At 74.3% G+C, this 15,925-nt stretch carries 14 protein-coding genes and 1 pseudogene; 3 read left to right on the plus strand and 12 right to left on the minus strand.

Features of this window, described 5'->3' with window-relative positions; genetic code table 11:
* Together E1211_RS21870 and E1211_RS21875 are read right to left on the minus strand one after the other, a co-directional pair.
* A pseudogene (locus E1211_RS21870) lies at positions 1-1,258 on the minus strand (transposase); the annotation flags it as partial.
* A 38-nt stretch (positions 1,259-1,296) separates the two neighbouring features.
* On the minus strand, positions 1,297-2,244 hold the full coding sequence (locus tag E1211_RS21875; protein ID WP_132350877.1) for a DNA primase: 948 nt from the start codon (positions 2,242-2,244) through the stop codon (positions 1,297-1,299).
* A 180-nt stretch (positions 2,245-2,424) separates the two neighbouring features.
* Here E1211_RS21875 and E1211_RS21880 point away from each other — a divergent pair, with 180 nt between their 5' ends.
* Positions 2,425-2,763 carry a PadR family transcriptional regulator gene (locus tag E1211_RS21880; protein WP_132350878.1) on the plus strand — a complete coding sequence of 113 codons (339 nt, stop codon included), beginning with the start codon at positions 2,425-2,427 and terminating at the stop codon, positions 2,761-2,763.
* Between the two features lie 96 nt (positions 2,764-2,859).
* Here E1211_RS21880 and E1211_RS21885 read toward each other — a convergent pair whose 3' ends face one another.
* The 10 genes from E1211_RS21885 to deoC form a co-directional block, all read right to left on the minus strand.
* Entirely contained in the window at positions 2,860-3,531 is a 672-nt protein-coding gene (locus E1211_RS21885) for a permease prefix domain 1-containing protein (protein ID WP_132350879.1), read from the minus strand.
* Between the two features lie 68 nt (positions 3,532-3,599).
* The gene (gene cydC, locus E1211_RS21890) at positions 3,600-5,585 is read right to left on the minus strand and encodes a thiol reductant ABC exporter subunit CydC (RefSeq protein WP_243709639.1); all 1,986 of its coding nucleotides are present in this window, start codon (positions 5,583-5,585) and stop codon (positions 3,600-3,602) included.
* Entirely contained in the window at positions 5,582-7,258 is a 1,677-nt protein-coding gene (cydD, locus tag E1211_RS21895; RefSeq protein WP_132350880.1) for a thiol reductant ABC exporter subunit CydD, read from the minus strand. The genes cydC and cydD overlap by 4 nt, the downstream gene beginning before the upstream one ends.
* Positions 7,255-8,262: a cytochrome d ubiquinol oxidase subunit II gene (locus E1211_RS21900; protein WP_132350881.1), complete on the minus strand. Its 1,008-nt coding sequence runs from the start codon at positions 8,260-8,262 to the stop codon at positions 7,255-7,257. Before E1211_RS21900 ends, cydD begins: the two co-directional genes overlap by 4 nt.
* 9 nt (positions 8,263-8,271) lie before the next feature.
* Complete coding sequence (locus E1211_RS21905; RefSeq protein ID WP_132350882.1) at positions 8,272-9,519, minus strand: cytochrome ubiquinol oxidase subunit I; 1,248 nt, start codon at positions 9,517-9,519, stop codon at positions 8,272-8,274.
* A gap of 128 nt (positions 9,520-9,647) precedes the next feature.
* Positions 9,648-10,553, minus strand: a complete 906-nt coding sequence (locus E1211_RS21910) for a M56 family metallopeptidase (RefSeq protein WP_132350883.1) — start codon at positions 10,551-10,553, stop codon at positions 9,648-9,650.
* Positions 10,554-10,563: 10 nt separating this feature from the next.
* Positions 10,564-11,028: a BlaI/MecI/CopY family transcriptional regulator gene (locus E1211_RS21915; protein ID WP_132350884.1), complete on the minus strand. Its 465-nt coding sequence runs from the start codon at positions 11,026-11,028 to the stop codon at positions 10,564-10,566.
* A 117-nt stretch (positions 11,029-11,145) separates the two neighbouring features.
* On the minus strand, positions 11,146-11,970 hold the full coding sequence (locus E1211_RS21920; RefSeq protein ID WP_132350885.1) for an aldehyde dehydrogenase family protein: 825 nt from the start codon (positions 11,968-11,970) through the stop codon (positions 11,146-11,148).
* Positions 11,963-13,393: an aldehyde dehydrogenase family protein gene (locus tag E1211_RS21925; RefSeq protein ID WP_132350886.1), complete on the minus strand. Its 1,431-nt coding sequence runs from the start codon at positions 13,391-13,393 to the stop codon at positions 11,963-11,965. Before E1211_RS21925 ends, E1211_RS21920 begins: the two co-directional genes overlap by 8 nt.
* A 5-nt stretch (positions 13,394-13,398) precedes the next feature.
* Positions 13,399-14,358: a deoxyribose-phosphate aldolase gene (gene deoC, locus E1211_RS21930; protein ID WP_132350887.1), complete on the minus strand. Its 960-nt coding sequence runs from the start codon at positions 14,356-14,358 to the stop codon at positions 13,399-13,401.
* Between the two features lie 133 nt (positions 14,359-14,491).
* Here deoC and upp point away from each other — a divergent pair, with 133 nt between their 5' ends.
* On the plus strand, positions 14,492-15,124 hold the full coding sequence (gene upp / locus E1211_RS21935; protein WP_132350888.1) for a uracil phosphoribosyltransferase: 633 nt from the start codon (positions 14,492-14,494) through the stop codon (positions 15,122-15,124).
* A 121-nt stretch (positions 15,125-15,245) separates the two neighbouring features.
* Positions 15,246-15,923 (plus strand): GPP34 family phosphoprotein, encoded by a 678-nt coding sequence (locus tag E1211_RS21940; RefSeq protein ID WP_132350889.1) that lies wholly within the window; start codon positions 15,246-15,248, stop codon positions 15,921-15,923.
* The last annotated feature ends 2 nt before the right edge of the window (positions 15,924-15,925 follow it).

Genomic DNA, 15,925 nt, shown 5'->3' on the forward strand with positions numbered 1-15,925 from the left:
GTGCGGAGACGGGTCGGTTGGTGGGCGCGTCGATCTGGCTCGCCGCGGGCTCGGTGCGGGCGGGTGGCGCGGACACCGGCGGCCCGGCCACCGCGGCCGGCGTCATCGGCGTGGGGGCGATCGGCGGCGGCGCGACCGGTTCCGGCGCGACCGGTGGCGGCCCGAGCGGTCGGGGAGGTGCCGGCGGGCTGCCTGCGGAGACCGGCTCGGGACGGCTTCGCCGGCCGCCGGAGGGCACGGGCTCGGTCGTGGCGGGACGGATCGCGCGGAGGCCACTGGTGTTGCCCGTCAAGCCGGGCAGCTCGGTGCGGCGGGCCGCGCCGCGCCGGCCGGCGGCCGGCGCGGGCGTGGTGACCCGGGCGTTGAGCGCGTCGACGAGCGCGTCGCACCCCGCGTCACAGGCCCGGACCGAGGCCACCGCCTGCCGGACGGTCTCCGCCACCGCGGCGGTGAGCGCCCGGTTCACCGTGGCCCGCCGGGGCGTCTCGGAGATGGCGACCCGCAACGCGGTCACCGCCTCGTCGATCTCACCTTCGTCGGCGACGCCGTCCGCCGCCAGGTGTGCGGTGATGGCGTCCGCGGCGACCGACATCTCCCGGCCCTGCGCGACGGTGCCGGCGAGCATGCTCGGCTCGGGCAGGGCGTCGAGCACGGCCAGCGGCACCGACTCGGCGGGATCGGGGTACGCGCGCAGCGCGGCCGGGTAGAGCTCCCGGAGCACCTCGCGCAGCGCCACGGCGGCGGAGTGTCGTCCGCTGGCGAGCGCGGCGTGCGCGGCGAGGACCTGCTTGTAGCCGGCGAGGTCCCGAGGGGCGGGGAGGGTCACGGCGGAGAGCGCGCCGGCCTGCAGCGCCCGGGCCAGGCCGACCGCGCGGCGCTCCGCCGGAGGCGACTGCATCTCCTCCAGCGAGTCGTCGTCGGCGAATCGCTCGGCGAAGTCGTCGACCGAGTCGTCGTCGGCGATCGCGAGGGGGCGGCCGGCCGCGCTGAGCAGTGAGGTGACTGTGTGGTCGTCGCTGTCGGCGGCGATCGCGGCACCGCTCGGACCGCCCGACCGCTCCACGAGCAGCGCGACCAGCTGGGCGTAGCCCGCCGGGTCGTCGCTGATCTCGCAGACATGCAGCAGACGGCCCGCGTCATCCACCACAGCGGACGTCAGCGCCGAGCCGGCCGAGGCCGGTCGGTCGGCCGGATCCGCCGAGGCCAGACCGCAGTACACGCGCACGAGCGCCACGGCGTCGTCCTCCTCCCGGGACAGGTGTTCCTCTGCCAGAGACTGATGCTCCCCGGTAAGGGTCAGTCGCGCCAGTCCACGACCGCAGAGATCTTGCCGACAATGGTGCGCCAACCGAGACTTGCGGTTTGTGCCCCGATTTTCTTGAGTCGGCGTCGGCCCAGGAAACCGCCGACGCCGCCGTTGACCGAGGCCCGCAGCGCCTCGTCCAGGTCATCGAGGCTGGAGCCGGCGGAGAGCATGTCGAGCACGGCCGGTAGGCGCAGGGCGTACGACAGGTCACGAGCGGCCTCGCCGGCCTCGATCAGCAGCGTCGGGTCCCACGTGTCGTGCCCACCGCGGAGGTTCTCCACCACCAGGTCGAGCTCGTAGGTGTCCTCGTCCAGCGGGGCGATGTCGGCCGGCTCGACCCGTTCGGACAGTTCTTGCCAACTGTCCAGTTGGGACAGATCGTTGGGCGCACCGGATCGGATGAAACTGACCAGCGACTCCGGGGTCTTGAACAACAGCAGCTTCCCCTTGTGGGAGAGGAAGACCGGGACCTCCTCGTCGCCCGCCTCCTCGGCGGCCTCCTCCTCGGCGGTGTCGGCCTCCTCGCCGTCGGCCTCACGTCGGCGGCGCTCGTCCTCCTCGTCGCTCGCGGCGAACTCGTCGGCCAGCTCCTCGTCGAGGATCACGACGGTGTCGTCGTCCTCCTCCTCCTCGATCACCTGGCGGCGGGCGAGGAACGGGTCGTCCTGGTCCCGCTCGGTGACGTCGGTCGGGGTCAGCTCCCGGGCCGGCCGGTACGCGCGCAGAGTGAAACCGCTGCCGGCGGGGAGGGCGATCTCCACCGGGTCGATGTCGACCGATTCCCAGAGCGACCGGTCGACGTTCGCCGAGGAGCGGTCGGCGTCGGCCTCCTCCGGCTCGATCGGCTCGGTGGTGTCGTCGAGCTCGGGCTCGTCGGCGTCGGGCCGTTGAGGCGTCTGGCGGGCCACGCTGACCTCCGTGTGCTTCGGGCTGCCCACTTCCGGCGCTGCTGCCGGTGAGTGACTCTGGGCACATACCCTAGTGGGCCGCTCCGGCAGACCGGTGGCCGCACCCCGGTCCGTCCACCGCCGCACCCCGGTTCGTTCGCCACCGCTACCGGTCCGTGCGCCGCCGTCCCCGGTGGCGGTCCGGCCGTTGGACAAGTAGCGTTGCTACGCATGAAGGCCCAGGCGCTGCACGGACACCTCGACGCCCTGCTGCTGGCGGTGCTGGAAGGGGGAGCCCTGCACGGCTACGCCATCATCGAGGCGCTGCGCGCGCGCAGCGACGGCAACCTCGACCTGCCGACCGGGACGATCTATCCCGCCCTGCGCCGGCTGGAGCGTGCCGGGCACGTGGCCAGTGCCTGGAGCACCGTCAACGGTCGGGAGCGGCGCACGTACCAGCTCACCGACGCGGGGCACCGGGCGCTGGCCGGGGAGCGCGCGGGCTGGCACGAATTCAGTGCGACAGTCGGACGGTTCCTCGACCCCGGAACACCTGCCGCGCCGGCCTGACGTGCCCGGCCCGCCCGGTCGGCCGCCCGGCACGGCCCGGAGCGGAGGCCGGCCGTCCCGCCGAGGCCCGCCGAGGACCGGCCGTGCCGGCGGGGCTCAGCGGACGGCGAGCACCCAACCGCGGAGGGCCCGGCCCAGCCAGAGGTAGCCGGCGCCCGCCAGCGACGCCCCGATGATCATCGGTGGCCAGGTCAGCGCGGCGTCCCAGAGGACGATCGACCAGGCGAAGAGCGCGGCCCCCGCCGGTACGCCGAGCATCAATGACCCGGCGAGCCCGGAGCCGACCAGCCGGACGAGCGCCGCGGGGCCGGAACCGGCCGACCGGGCGGCGACCCTGACCAGCAGCAGCCCGGCGGCCGCCAGGGCGAGGGTGACCAACCAGAGCACGCTCACCGACTCGGAGAGGCGCAGGTAGCCGCCCGGTGGGCGGGGCCCGGCGCTCCAACTCGACCCGCGCCAGGTGAGATCGCCCCCGGCGACCAGGACCGAGGCCACCGCGAGCACCCGCAGCGACAGCGTGCGCAACGCGCTCATCGCGAGTTCGGCCTGCCAGGCCGGCAGGAGCTGGGCCGGACTGCCGAACTCGGTCACCGCCCGCCGCTCGGCCTCCGCCGCCGGCAGGCCGTCCGCGCGGTACGCCTCGCCCGCGTCGAGCAACCCGTGCCGAGCCTCGGTCAGCAGGTCGGCCTTCAACCCGGCCGGCCCACGCAGGTGCCCGGCCAGCTTCCGCAGGTGGTCCTCCACCATGACGTCGTCGCGGCGCGGCATGGACCCACCCTGCCACGCCGGGCACTGTGGTGCTGTCCGGGAGAACCCTGGTCCGTCCCGGAGAAGGGTCAGGGGGAGAGCGCCAGGTAACCGCGCTCGGCGGCCTCCTGGAGCAGCCACTGGTCCCGGTACCAGCCGGGGGCGGAGACCAGTTCGGCGTGCCGGCCGCGCTGCACCACCCGGCCGGCGTCGAGGACCACGACCTCGTCCAGCCCGGCCAGCCCGGTGAGCCGGTGGCTGATGAGCAGCACCGAGTGCCCGGCGGGGGTGGCGGCCAGCGCCGAGGCGAGCACCGCGTCGGCGGCCGTCGGGTCGAGCCCCTCGGTGGGCTCGTCGAGCAGCAGCACCGGCGGCGCGGCGAGCAGCGCCCGGGCCAGCGCCAGCCGTTGCCGCTGCCCACCGGAGAGCTGTCCACCCTCCTCGCCGACCACGGTGTCCCAGCCGGCGGGCTGGTCGCGTACCCAGTCGAGCAGGCCGGCCGCGGCGGTCGCGGCGATCAGCTCGTCCTCACCCGCGCCCGGCCGGCCGAGCAGCAGGTTCTCCCGGACCGTGGCGTGGAAGACGTACGCCTCGGCGAGCAGACCGCCGATCATCCCCGGCAACTCGTCCTCGGGGTAGGTCGTCAGGTCGCGTCCGCCGATGGTCACCTGCCCGTCGGTGGGGCGTACGGCGCCGGTCAGGACGGCGGCCAGCGTGCTCTTGCCGGCGCCGCTCGGGCCGACCACCGCGATCCGCCGTCCGCCCCGCATATCGAGGCTCACCCGATCGAGCGCGGGCGCGGCCCCCGCCCGGTACCGGACCGTCACCTCGTCGAGGCGGATGTCGTGCCCGCCGTCGCCGTGCTCCGGCTCGGCCGCGCTCGGCGCACTGCCGGGCGGCGACGCGGCGGGACGGGGCGCCGCGGTGTCGTCGAGCAGGACGGCCACCCGGGTCAGTCCGGCGCCGAGCTGGGTGCGCTGCCGGGCCGCGCCGACCAGCGCCAACGCGATCTCGACGGCGCTGAGGGTGCCCACGGCCAGTACGCCGACGAGCACGCCGGGCACCCCCGCGGCGAGCGCGACGAGCACCACCGCCCCGGCGGTGAGCCCGGCGACCAGGGTGCCGACGGCGTCCACCGCGAAACCGGCGGCGGCGAGGCGACGTTCCAGCCGGGCCAGCCGACCGGCGCGGCCGGTCGCGGCGCGCAGCGCGGATTCGGTGGCACCGAACGCGGCCAGGTCGGCCGCGCCGTGGGTCAGGTCGACGGCGTCGGCGGCCAGCGCACCCCGCAGGGGCGCCAGCTCGGCGGCGCTGCGCCGGGTCAGCACGGTGGCCAGGGTGGGCAGGGCCAGCCCGGCGACGAGCAGCCCGACCGCCAGCACCGCCGCGGCGCTGGGCGAGATCAGCGCGGCGCCACCCACCGCGAGCAGGCTGACCAGCGCCGCCGCCGAGGCCGGCACGAGCACCCGCAGTAGCAGATCCTGGACCGTTTCCACGTCGGAGACGAGCCGGCTCAGCGCGTCGCCGGTGCGCGCCGGGGCGGTGCGTCGGGCGGCGAGCGTGGCGAAGACCCGGGCCCGCACGTCGGTGATCATCCGCAGTACGGCGTCGTGCCCGGCGAGCCGTTCGGTGTAGCGGAACACGCCCCGGCCGATCGCGAGCGCGCGTACCGCGACGATGGCCACGGTGAGCCGGTCCAGCGGCGGCCGGCCGGCCGCGCTCATCAGCAGCCAGGTCGCGGTCGCCATCAGGGCCAGCCCGGCGAACTCGGTGGCCGCGGCGAGCAGCCCGGCGCCGACCAGCCGACCGAGGTACGGCCGGGCCAGGCGTAGCACCACCCGTTCGGCGGCCCCTGCCCGGGCGGCGGTGCCGGGGCGGTCGGCCGGGTCGGACGGCCCGAGCGGCGGGTCGACGGCGGCCGGGCCGGCGACGTCGAACTCCGGCGGTACGGCCACACCGGCGGCGGCCGGGCCGAGCAGACCGGCGCGGGTGGCGGCCGCAGGAGTGTCGTCCGGAGCCCGTCCGGGCCGGTCGGCCGCACCCGGTGCGGGGTCGGGGAGCGGCGCGCTGCTCATCGGGGTGCCTCCCCGGTCGGTACGGGGCTCACCTCGGTGACCCGGCCGTCCTCGATCCGCAGGATCCGGTCGGCGTCGGTGAGCAGCGCGGGACGGTGCGCCACCAGCAGTGCGGTCCGCCCGGCCACCAGCCGGTGGGTGGCGGCGAGCACCACCGCCTCGGAGGCGCTGTCCAGCCGCGCGGTCGGTTCGTCGAGCAGCACCACCGGGGCGTCGCGGAGGAACGCCCGGGCCAGCGCCACCCGCTGCCGCTGCCCGCTGGAGAGGCCGTGCCCGCGCTCGCCGAGCACGGTGCCGAGCCCCTCCGGGAGGCCGGCGACGACCTCGTCCAGCGCCGCGTCGTGGACCGCTCCGGCGACCGCCGCGTCCGGGGTGTCCGGCGCGCCGAGGCGGATGTTGTCGGCCAGGGAGGCGGCGAAGAGGTGGGCCTGCTGCGGGACCCAGGCGAGCTGGCGGCGCCAGGCGTCCAGGTCGGCCTCGGCGAGGTCGACGCCGTCGACGGTGATCCGGCCGCTGGTCGGGGTCACGAAGCCGAGCAGGAGCCCCAGCAGGGTGCTCTTGCCGGCGCCGCTCGGCCCGACGACGGCGATCCGCTCGCCCGGCCGTACGGTCAGCGTCACGTCGCGCAGCGCGGTGGTGCGCTCGTACGCCACGGTCACCGACTCGAAGCGGATCTCGCCGCGCCCGTCGGGGACGAGCCGACCGGCCGCCGGTCGCGGCGCGGGACCGCCCGCCTCCACCTCGAACGCGTCGTTCAGCGCGGTGAGCCCCTCCTGGCTGGCGTGGAAGCGGCTGCCGGCGGCCCGCAGCGGCAGGTACGCCTCCGGGGTGAGCAGCAGCATCAGCAGCGCGGTCTGCAGGGCGAGCCCGCCACCGAGCAGGCGGATGCCGACCGGCACCGCCACCAGCGCCACCGAGAGGGTGGCCACCAGCTCCAGCACCAGCGCGGAGAGGAAGGCGATGCGCAGCGTACGCATGGTGGCGACCCGATGGCCGTCGGCCATCCGGCGGACGACGTCGACCTGTGCCCGGGCGCGGCCGAAGGCGCGCAGCGTGGGCAGGCCGGCCACCATGTCCAGGAAGTGCCCGCCGAGCAGCGAGAGCCGCCGCCACTGGCGTTCGGTGGCGGCCTGCGCCTGCCAGCCGAGCAGCGCTCCGAAGATCGGGATCAGCGGCAGCGTCAACGCGATGATCAGCGCCGAGCTCCAGTCGGCGAGCCCGATCCGGGCGAGTACGGCCAGCGGAACGGTGACGCTGAGCACCAGCTGCGGCAGGTAGCCGGTGAAGTAGGCGTCCAGCGCGTCGAGCCCGCGCCCGGCCAGCGTGGCGAGCTGTCCGGCCCGCTGCCCGGCGACCCAGCCGGGGCCGTTGCGGCCGACGGCGGCGAGCAGGTCGGCGCGGAGTGCGGCCTTGACGGTCGCGGCGACCCGGGCGGCGACGGTGCCCTGCGCCCACACCAGGAGCGCGCGGGCCGCGACGGTGGCGGCGAAGCCGGCCAGCGCGGGGCGGTCCAGCCGCCCGTCGAACGCGGTGGCGAGCAGGGCGGCCAGCGTGGTCGCCTGGGCGACGACCAGGCCCGCGGCGACCACGCCCAGCAGGGCGAGCAGGGCGAGGTCGCGGCGGGCCGCGGGGACCCGACGCAGCAGACGTGGGTCGAAGGGGCGGCGGTTCACCAGTACACCGGTGCTCTGCCGTCCGTCCGTCCCCGGAACACCCACCAACACATCAGTTGGAAGCCTAGTAGGGCCGGGACGAGAGGCATCGCGAGCCAGCCGAGCAGGCGCAGGGTGGGGGCGCTGGCGGCGGCGTCGGCCACGGTCAGCGACGCGCCCGGGTCGGTGGTGGAGACCAGCACGTAGGGCCAGAGGGTCGCGCCGACGAGCGCCACCGGCAGCGCGAGGGCCGCCGCGGTGGCGGCGAAGGCCACTCCCGGGCGCCCCCGGGAGAGCGCGGCGCGGGCCACCAGCAACGCCGTGACCAGCAGCGCGGCAAGCAGTACGCCGGCCAGCGGCTGCTGGGCGGTCGCCCGTACGCGCTCGGAGAGGAGCCCGACGACGGTGGCCGCGCCGACGGCGGTGATCGCCACCGGGAGCAGTCGGCGGGCCAGCCGGCCGGCCGGGGCGGCGTCGGCGGTCGGCAGCCGGAGCGTGAGGAAGGTCGCACCGTGTGCCGCCACGAGCGCGACCATGGCCAGCCCGGCGGCGGCGGCGAACGGGGTGAAGAGGTGGCTCAGCCCGACGACGTGCCCGTCGGTGTCGCGCGGTACGCCCTGGAGCAGCCCGGCGAGCAGGGCGCCCCAGCCGAGGGCGGCGAGCGCGCTGCCGACGACCACCACCCGGTCCCACCGGGCGCGGACCCGCTCGTGGGTGGGGCGGCTGCGCAGTTGCACGCCGGCGGTCACCAGGATCACCCCGGCGAGCGCTCCCAGCACCGCCGGGTAGAGGCCGGAGAGCAGCTCGCCCTCGAGTACGGGGAAGGCGCCGAAGAGGATGCCGACGGCCGCGACCAGCCAGACCTCGTTGCCGAGGAAGAACGGACCGACGGCGTTGAGCGCCGCGCGACGCCGGCCGGGGTCGGCGTTACGGGCGAGCGAGAGGCCGACGCCGTAGTCGTAGCCACCGAGCACGAGGTAGGTGCCGAAGAAGAGGCCGAGCAGGACGTACCAGGTGAGTTCCACGTCAGCTCCTCACGCGAAGGTGGGCTCGGTACGGAGGTGCAGCGGCTGCCCCGGCGGGCGGCCGAGGGCCGGGTCCAGCGCTCCCCGGGCGGCGTGGCGGGCCATGAGCACCCAGTTGGTGACGGCGAGCGTGCCGAGCAGCAGGCTGAAGCCGATCAGCGAGGTGAGCATGACCGGGGCGCCGACGGGCGAGACCGCCTGGTCGACGGGGAGCAGCCCGTACGCGATCCAGGGCTGGCGGCCGACCTCGCGGGCGATCCAGCCGAGGATCGCCGCGACGAACGGCAGGGGGAGGGCGAGCAGCAGCAGCCAGAGCGGGAAGCGCAGCCGGATGATCCAGTCCCGCCAGAGCAGCGGCACCAGCAGCCAGAGCAGGCCGAGGGTGAACCCGATCATGATCATGAAGCCGAGCCCGGCGCTGGCCAGCACCGGCGGCGTGTAGTCACCGGGGCCGAACCGGGTGGTCCACTCGGCGATCGTGGCCTGGGCCTCGTCGCCGCCGCCGAACTTCGTGGGCTGCACGCTCCCCACCGGGGCGAACTGGGCGAACCCGAAGCCCTGCACCATCGTGATCGAGAGCGCCGCGGTGACGAGCCCGATCCGCAGGGCGGTGCGGTGCAGGGCGTAGTCGGTGGTGCGGCGGATCAGGTGCCCGGCGCTGACCGCGGCCATCAGCACGCCGGCGGTCAGCAGCGCCGCCGAGACCACGTGCCCGAAGGCCATGCCGAGGGTCGGATTGGTGAGCAGCGCCGGGAAGTCGGTGAGGTGCGCCACGCCGTCGCGGACCTCGTAGCCGACCGGGTTCTGCAGCCAGGAGTTGGCGACCAGGATCCAGAACGCCGAGGCGTACGCGGTCAGCGCCACACCCCAGAGGAGCGCGAGGTGCACGCCGCGCCGCAGCCGGTGCCACCCGAAGATCCACATGCCGAGGAACGTGGACTCGAGGAAGAAGGCGACGAGGGTCTCGATCGCCAGGGGAGCGCCGAAGACGTTGCCGACGTAGCGGGACAGCCCGCTCCAGTTCAGGCCGAACTGGAACTCCATCACGATGCCGGTGGCGATGCCGAGGACGTAGTTGATCACGTAGAGCTGGCCCCAGAACCGGGTGAGTCGCTCGTACTTCGGATTGCCGGTGATCACCCACGCCGTCTGAAGGCCGACCAGCACTGTGACGAGGCCGAGCGTGACGATCACGAAGAGGAAGTGGATCGACGTCGTGGTGGCGAACTGCAGTCGGGCGAGGAGCAGGCTGTCCATCCGGCACTCCAACGAGTTGGCTCACTTTTGGTAGTGAGCCTACACGTAGATTTACTACCTATAACTACTACGCCTTGTCGTAGTCAACTATACGACAAGGCGTAGTAGTAGCTGTGGTGGTGCCGGGATCAGCTCAGGAAGAGCGAGATGGGGAGCGTGACCAGCGTCGACGCGACGGCCAGGGCGGTGACCACGATCAGCCGGCGTGGCTCGTCCGCGACCAGCAGCCGCTGCACCCGGACGTCGAGGTCCCGGTCGCCCAGGCCGAGCGCGCCCGCCGGAGTGATCCGGTGGCCGGCGGTGGCGAACCGGCGCAGCGCGCCGGCCAGCGGGGCCTCCGCGTGCAGCTCGCGAGCCTTGTCGTCGGCCCGCATCTCGACCAGCAGGGCGACCCGCTCGTGCGCCTGGCGCACCCACCGGAGCCAGGGCAGCGCCCGGCCCAGCGCAGTGAACGGCAGCAGCACCAGATCGTGCCGCTCCTGGGCATGCGCCCGCTCGTGCGTGAGCACCGCGTCCAGCTCGGCCGGGTCCAGCAGGCTCAGCGTGCCCGCGCTCACCACCACCCGCGGCTTCACCCCCGGCAGGCAGTACGCCGCCGCACTCGGGTGGTCGAGCACCAGCGCGCCGGGCACGGCCGGGTCGTCCCGGGCCACCAGGGCGAGCAGGTCCCGGTGCCGGCGCTGGGCGCGCAGGGCGCCGTGGGTGCTGCGGACGGTCGTGGTGAGCAGCACCGCGCCGATGCCGAACCCGATGCCCACTCCGGCCAGGTCCAGCACGGTGACCCCGGCGGGGAGCCGGTTGTGCAGCAAATCGTCGAAGAGGGCGACCAGCCCGCTGCCGGGAGGAAGGTCGTACGCGCTCACCCCGAGCGCGATCGGCAGACCCATCGCGGAGAGGCCGAGCGCCAATCCCACCGCCTGCCAGCAGACGATGGCCACCCGGGGGCTGTGCCAGGGCCAGGTGGAGCGGGCCAGCACCTGGGCGGTCCCCCAGCAGGCCAGGATCGTCAGGGTGAAGTGCAGCGCGTACGCCACGGCCGCCGCCCTACCCGTCCACTGCCTCGTCGGCGGAGGTCGCGCGGTCGGCGCGTCTGCTGGTCGGCGCCTCGATCCGCCCGGTCAGCGCTCCCGGCCCGGCGGTGCCGCCCGAGGCCTCGGCGGCCAGGGCGGCGCGGAGCACCTCGGCCTCCGTGCCGGTCACCGAGCGGGCGAACCGCACCAGCGCCGCGTCCCGGCTGCCGCCGAGGTCGAGGGCGTCGAGCATGAGCTGGGCGATGTGCGCCTCGCGGCTCGCCGCGGCCCGGTAGCGCCAGGCCCGGCCCTCCCGCTCTCGCTGCACCATGCCCTTGCCGGCCAGCCGGTCCAGCACCGTCATCACTGTGGTGTAGGCCAGTTCCCGCCCGGCCAGCGCGTCGGCGACCTCGCGCACGGTCACGCCGTCGGACCTGCCCGGGACCGAGTCCCACAGCACGTCCATCACCGCACGTTCGAGATCACCGAGCCGAGTCACACCCCAATCCTACCCCCGGTAGTAGACCCCTCCCGCGGCAGTACACCTGAGCTGACCCGTCCCCGCGGACCGCGCCCACGACGGGGCTCCCCGGAAACCCAGCGGCCGGACCGCGACTCACACCCCCTTCGGGTGCCAGACCGTCTTCGTCTCCAGCAGCGCGGTCATCCGGGTCACCCCGGGATCCGCGAACCAGTCGTGGTCGGCCGGCGCCGGCCGGAGCACCCGCTTCAGGTTCTCCGCGGCCTTGACCTCCAGCTCCGCGGCCAGCTCGGCGTCAGCCACGCCGGTCAGGTCGACGGCGTTGACGTCCATGTGCGCGGCGAGCGTCGGCGCGGTCTCGCCGATCCGGCCGGTGAGGACGTTGACCACCCCGCCCGGAAGGTCGGAGGTCGCCAGCACCTCGGCCAGCGTGATCGCCGCCAGCGGCTCCGCCGGCGAGGCCGCCACCACCACGGTGTTGCCGGAGACGATCGCGGGGGCGATCACGCTGACCAGCCCGAGCAGCGCGGGCCGCTCCGGGGCGACCACCGCCACCACGCCCGTCGGCTCCGGCGCGGAGAGGTTGAAGTACGGGCCGGCGACCGGGTTGGCGCCGCCGTACACCTGGGCGAGCTTGTCCGACCAGCCGGCGTACCAGACCCAGCGGTCGATCGCCGCGTCCACCTCGTCGGCCGTCGCGCCCAGCGCCACGAACTGCTCGCGGCGGCCCTCCAGCATCTCGGCGACCCGGTAGAGGATCTGACCCCGGTTGTACGCGGTCGCCCCGGCCCACCCCTTCACGGCGGCGCGGGCGGCGACCACGGCGTCCCGCGCGTCCTTGCGGGAGGCCAACGACACATTCGCGTCCTGCACGAGATACGACCGTCCCGACTCGCTGCGGGGGAACTTCCCGCCGATGTAGAGCTTGTACGTCTTGCGCACCGCGACCCGCTCAGACATTGAGGTACGCCTCCAGCCCGTGCCGGCCGCCCTCGCGACCGTAGCCCGACTCCTTGTAGCCGCCGAAGGGCGAGGTGGGGTCGAACTTGTTGAACGTGTTGGCCCAGACGACGCCGGCGCGCAGCCGGTCGGCCATCCAGAGGATCCGGGAGCCCTTGTCGGTCCAGATCCCGGCCGACAGCCCGTACGGGGTGTTGTTCGCCTTCTCCACCGCCTCGGCCGGGGTGCGGAAGGTGAGTACCGAGAGCACCGGCCCGAAGATCTCCTCGCGGGCGATCCGGTGCGCCTGGGTGACCCCGGTGAAGATGGTCGGGGCGAACCAGAAGCCGCGCTCCGGCAGCTCGCACGGGGGCGACCAGCGCTCCGCGCCCTCGGCCGAGCCCGCGTCGGAGAGCTCCCTGATCCGGGCCAGCTGCGCCGCGGAGTTGATCGCGCCGATGTCGGTGTTCTTGTCCAGCGGGTCGCCGAGGCGCAGCTGGGCCATCCGCCGCTTCAGCGACTCCAGCACCCGGTCGGCGACGGACTCCTGCACCAGCAGGCGGGAGCCGGCGCAGCAGACGTGCCCCTGGTTGAAGAAGATGCCGTTGACGATGCCCTCGACGGCCTGGTCGACCGGCGCGTCGTCGAAGACGATGTTGGCGGCCTTGCCACCCAGCTCCAGGGTGAGCTTCTTGCGGGTGCCGGCGACCGAGCGGGCGATCGCCCGGCCGACCTCGGTCGAGCCGGTGAAAGCGACCTTGTCCACGCCCGGGTGCTCGACCAGCGCCCGGCCGGTCTCCCCGGCGCCGGTGACGATGTTGACCACGCCCGGCGGCAGGTCGGCCTGCTGACAGATCTCGGCGAAGAGCAGCGCGGTGAGCGGCGTCGTCTCGGCCGGCTTCAGCACCACCGTGTTGCCCGCCGCCAGCGCCGGGGCGATCTTCCAGGCCAGCATCAGCAGCGGGAAGTTCCAGGGGATGACCTGTGCCGCCACGCCCAGCGGCTTCGGGTCGGCCCCGAAGCCGGCGTGCTGGAGCTTGTCCGCCCAGCCCGCGTAGTAGAAGAAGTGCGCGGCGACCAGCGGCAGGTCGACGTCGCGGGACTCCTTGATCGGCTTGCCGTTGTCCAGGGACTCCAGCACCGCCAGCTCGCGGGAGCGCTCCTGGATGATCCGGGCGATCCGGTACAGGTACTTGGCCCGGTCCCGGCCCGGCATCGGGCTCCACACCTTCTCGTACGCCGTCCGGGCCGCCCGGACCGCGCGGTCGACGTCCCCGGAGCCGGCCTCGGCGATCTCGGCGAGCACCTCCTCCGTGGCCGGGTTGACCGACTTGAAGCTGCCGCCGTCGGCCGGCTCGACGAACTTCCCGTCGACGAAGAGCCCGTAGCTGGGCTTGATCTCCACCACCGAGCGGGACTCGGGGGCGGGGGCGTATTCGAACATCACGCTCAGTCCAGGGTGAAGTAGTCGGGGCCGGCGTAGACACCGGTCGTCAGCTTGGTGCGCTGCATCAGCAGGTCGTTCAGGAGGCTGGACGCGCCGAAGCGGAACCAGTCCGGATCCAGCCAGTCCGGGCCGACGGTCTCGTTCACCATCACCAGGTACTTGATCGCGTCCTTGGTGGTCCGGATGCCGCCGGCCGGCTTCACGCCGACCTGGCGTCCGGTGGCGGCACGGAAGTCGCGGACCGCCTCCAGCATCACCAGGGTCACCGGCGGGGTGGCGGCCACCGGAACCTTGCCGGTGGAGGTCTTGATGAAGTCGCCGCCGGCCAGCATGGCCAGCCAGGAGGCGCGCCGCACGTTGTCGTACGTGGCGAGTTCGCCGGTCTCCAGGATCACCTTGAGGTGGGCGTCCCCGCAGGCCTCCTTGGTGGCGACGATCTCGTCGTACACCTCCTGGTAGCGGCCGGCCAGGAACGCGCCCCGGTTGATCACCATGTCGATCTCGTCGGCGCCGGCCGCCACGGCCGCCCGGGTGTCGGCGAGCTTGACCTCCAGCGGCGCCTGCCCGGACGGGAAGGCGGTCGCCACGCTGGCCAGGTGCACGGCACTTCCCCGCAGCACCTCGGCCACGTACGGGACCATCGCCGGGTAGACGCAGACCGCGCCGACGTGCGGGCAGGACGGGTCGGCCGGGTCGGGGCGCAGCGCCTTCGCAGCCAGCGCCCGCACCTTGCCCGGGGTGTCCGCGCCCTCGAGGGTGGTGAGGTCGACCATCCGGATCGCCAGGTCGATCGCCTGGGCCTTGGCGGTGGTCTTGATGGAGCGGGTACCGAGCTGCGCCGCCCGCTGCTCCGCGCCGACCTGGTCCACGCCGGGCAGGCCGTGCAGGAAGGTCCGCAGAGCGGTCTCGGATCGTCCCAGCTCGGAGAGGTCCGACCGGGCCGACGTCGCTGTCGCCGTCATGGCAGGAAGTCTACGCATCCACCGACTCAGTGATCTTGGTCACGTCGTGGGTGCCCGTCCCGGGGTGAGCGGCGTCGCCCCGTCCGCCCGCACCCGCACGCCGCCGCCGGATGGGGCGGTAGGTTGAGCGATCGTGGACGTACACGTCATTGACCACCCGCTGGCGCAGTCCCGGCTGACCGCCATGCGGGACGAGCGCACCGACTCCGCCTCCTTCCGGGCGGCGCTGCACGAACTCACCACCATGCTGGTGTACGAGGCGGCGCGCTCCTTCCCGGTCGAGCGGTACGACATCCAGACCCCGGTCACCGGCACCGACGGCACCCGGTTGGCGAACCCGCCGCTGCTGGTGCCGGTGCTCCGTGCCGGTCTGGGAATGGCCGACGCCGCGCTGGGCCTGCTGCCCGAGTCCTCGATGGGCTTCGTCGGGCTGGCCCGCGACGAGCACACGTTCGAGCCGCGCGCGTACATGGAGTCGCTGCCCCGGGACCTGACCGGCCTGCCGGTGCTGGTGCTGGACCCGATGCTCGCGACCGGCGGGTCGCTGGAGCACTGCTGCCGACTGCTCGCCGACCGGGGCTGCACCGACATCACCGTGCTCTGCGTGCTCGCCGCGCCGGCCGGCATCGAGCGGCTGGAGCGCTCCGGTCTGCCCATGCGTTTGGTCACCGCCTCGATCGACGAGGGCCTCAACGACAGCAAGTTCATCGTCCCGGGTCTCGGTGACGCCGGTGACCGCCAGTTCGGCGGCATGCCCCGCTTCTGACCCCCCGGCTCCGTCACGGGCGCCGAGTCCCGCTCTGTCACGGACGCCGATCCGGCTCTGTCACCGGGTGCGACGGCGCGCCCGGTGCGGGGGGTGCGTGGAGGGGATAGCGTCTGCGGCCATGACTGCTGTTGCGCTCGCCGAAGAGCTGCTGCTCCTCGCGTACGACGACGAGACGGGCAAGGCGACGATGCCGCGGATCAGCCTCGACCTGGGGATGGCCGCGGCGGTGCTGATCGAGCTGGCTCTCGCGGGCCGGATCGCGTACGCCGACGGGAACCTGACCGCGGTCGACCCGACGCCCACCGGCGAGGCGGTCTCCGACGGGGTACTGGCCCGGATAGCCGAGGACACACCGCACAGCCCGTCCTCCTGGGTGCAGCGGCTCCGCCACGGCCTTCGCGACCGGATCCTGGGCGACCTGTGCAGCCAGGGCGTGGTCCGGGACGTGGACGAGACCGAGCTCGGCTTCATCCACGTGCACCGCTACCCGGTGCTGGACGCCACCGTCGAGGCAGACACCCGGCGCCGGTTGGCCGGCGCGCTCACCAGCGGGGTGGCCCCGGACGAGCGGACCGCCGCGCTGGCCACGCTCGTCGCGGTGCTGCGCATGGAGTCCCTGCTCGGGGTGAGCGGTGAGGCGGCCGAGACGGCCCGCCGGCGGCTCTCCGAGATCGCGACCGGGGCCGGCTTCTCCGGCGAGGTCAGCCTGGACGACTCGGTGGTCCGCCCGTCGGTGGGCCTGGTCGTCGCCGCCCTGGCCAAGGCAGTCGACGCCGCCCTGGGCCCCCGCCCCTAACC

It is taken from the genome of Micromonospora sp. 15K316 (assembly GCF_004348525.1).
Taxonomy (GTDB): Bacteria; Actinomycetota; Actinomycetes; order Mycobacteriales; family Micromonosporaceae; genus Micromonospora.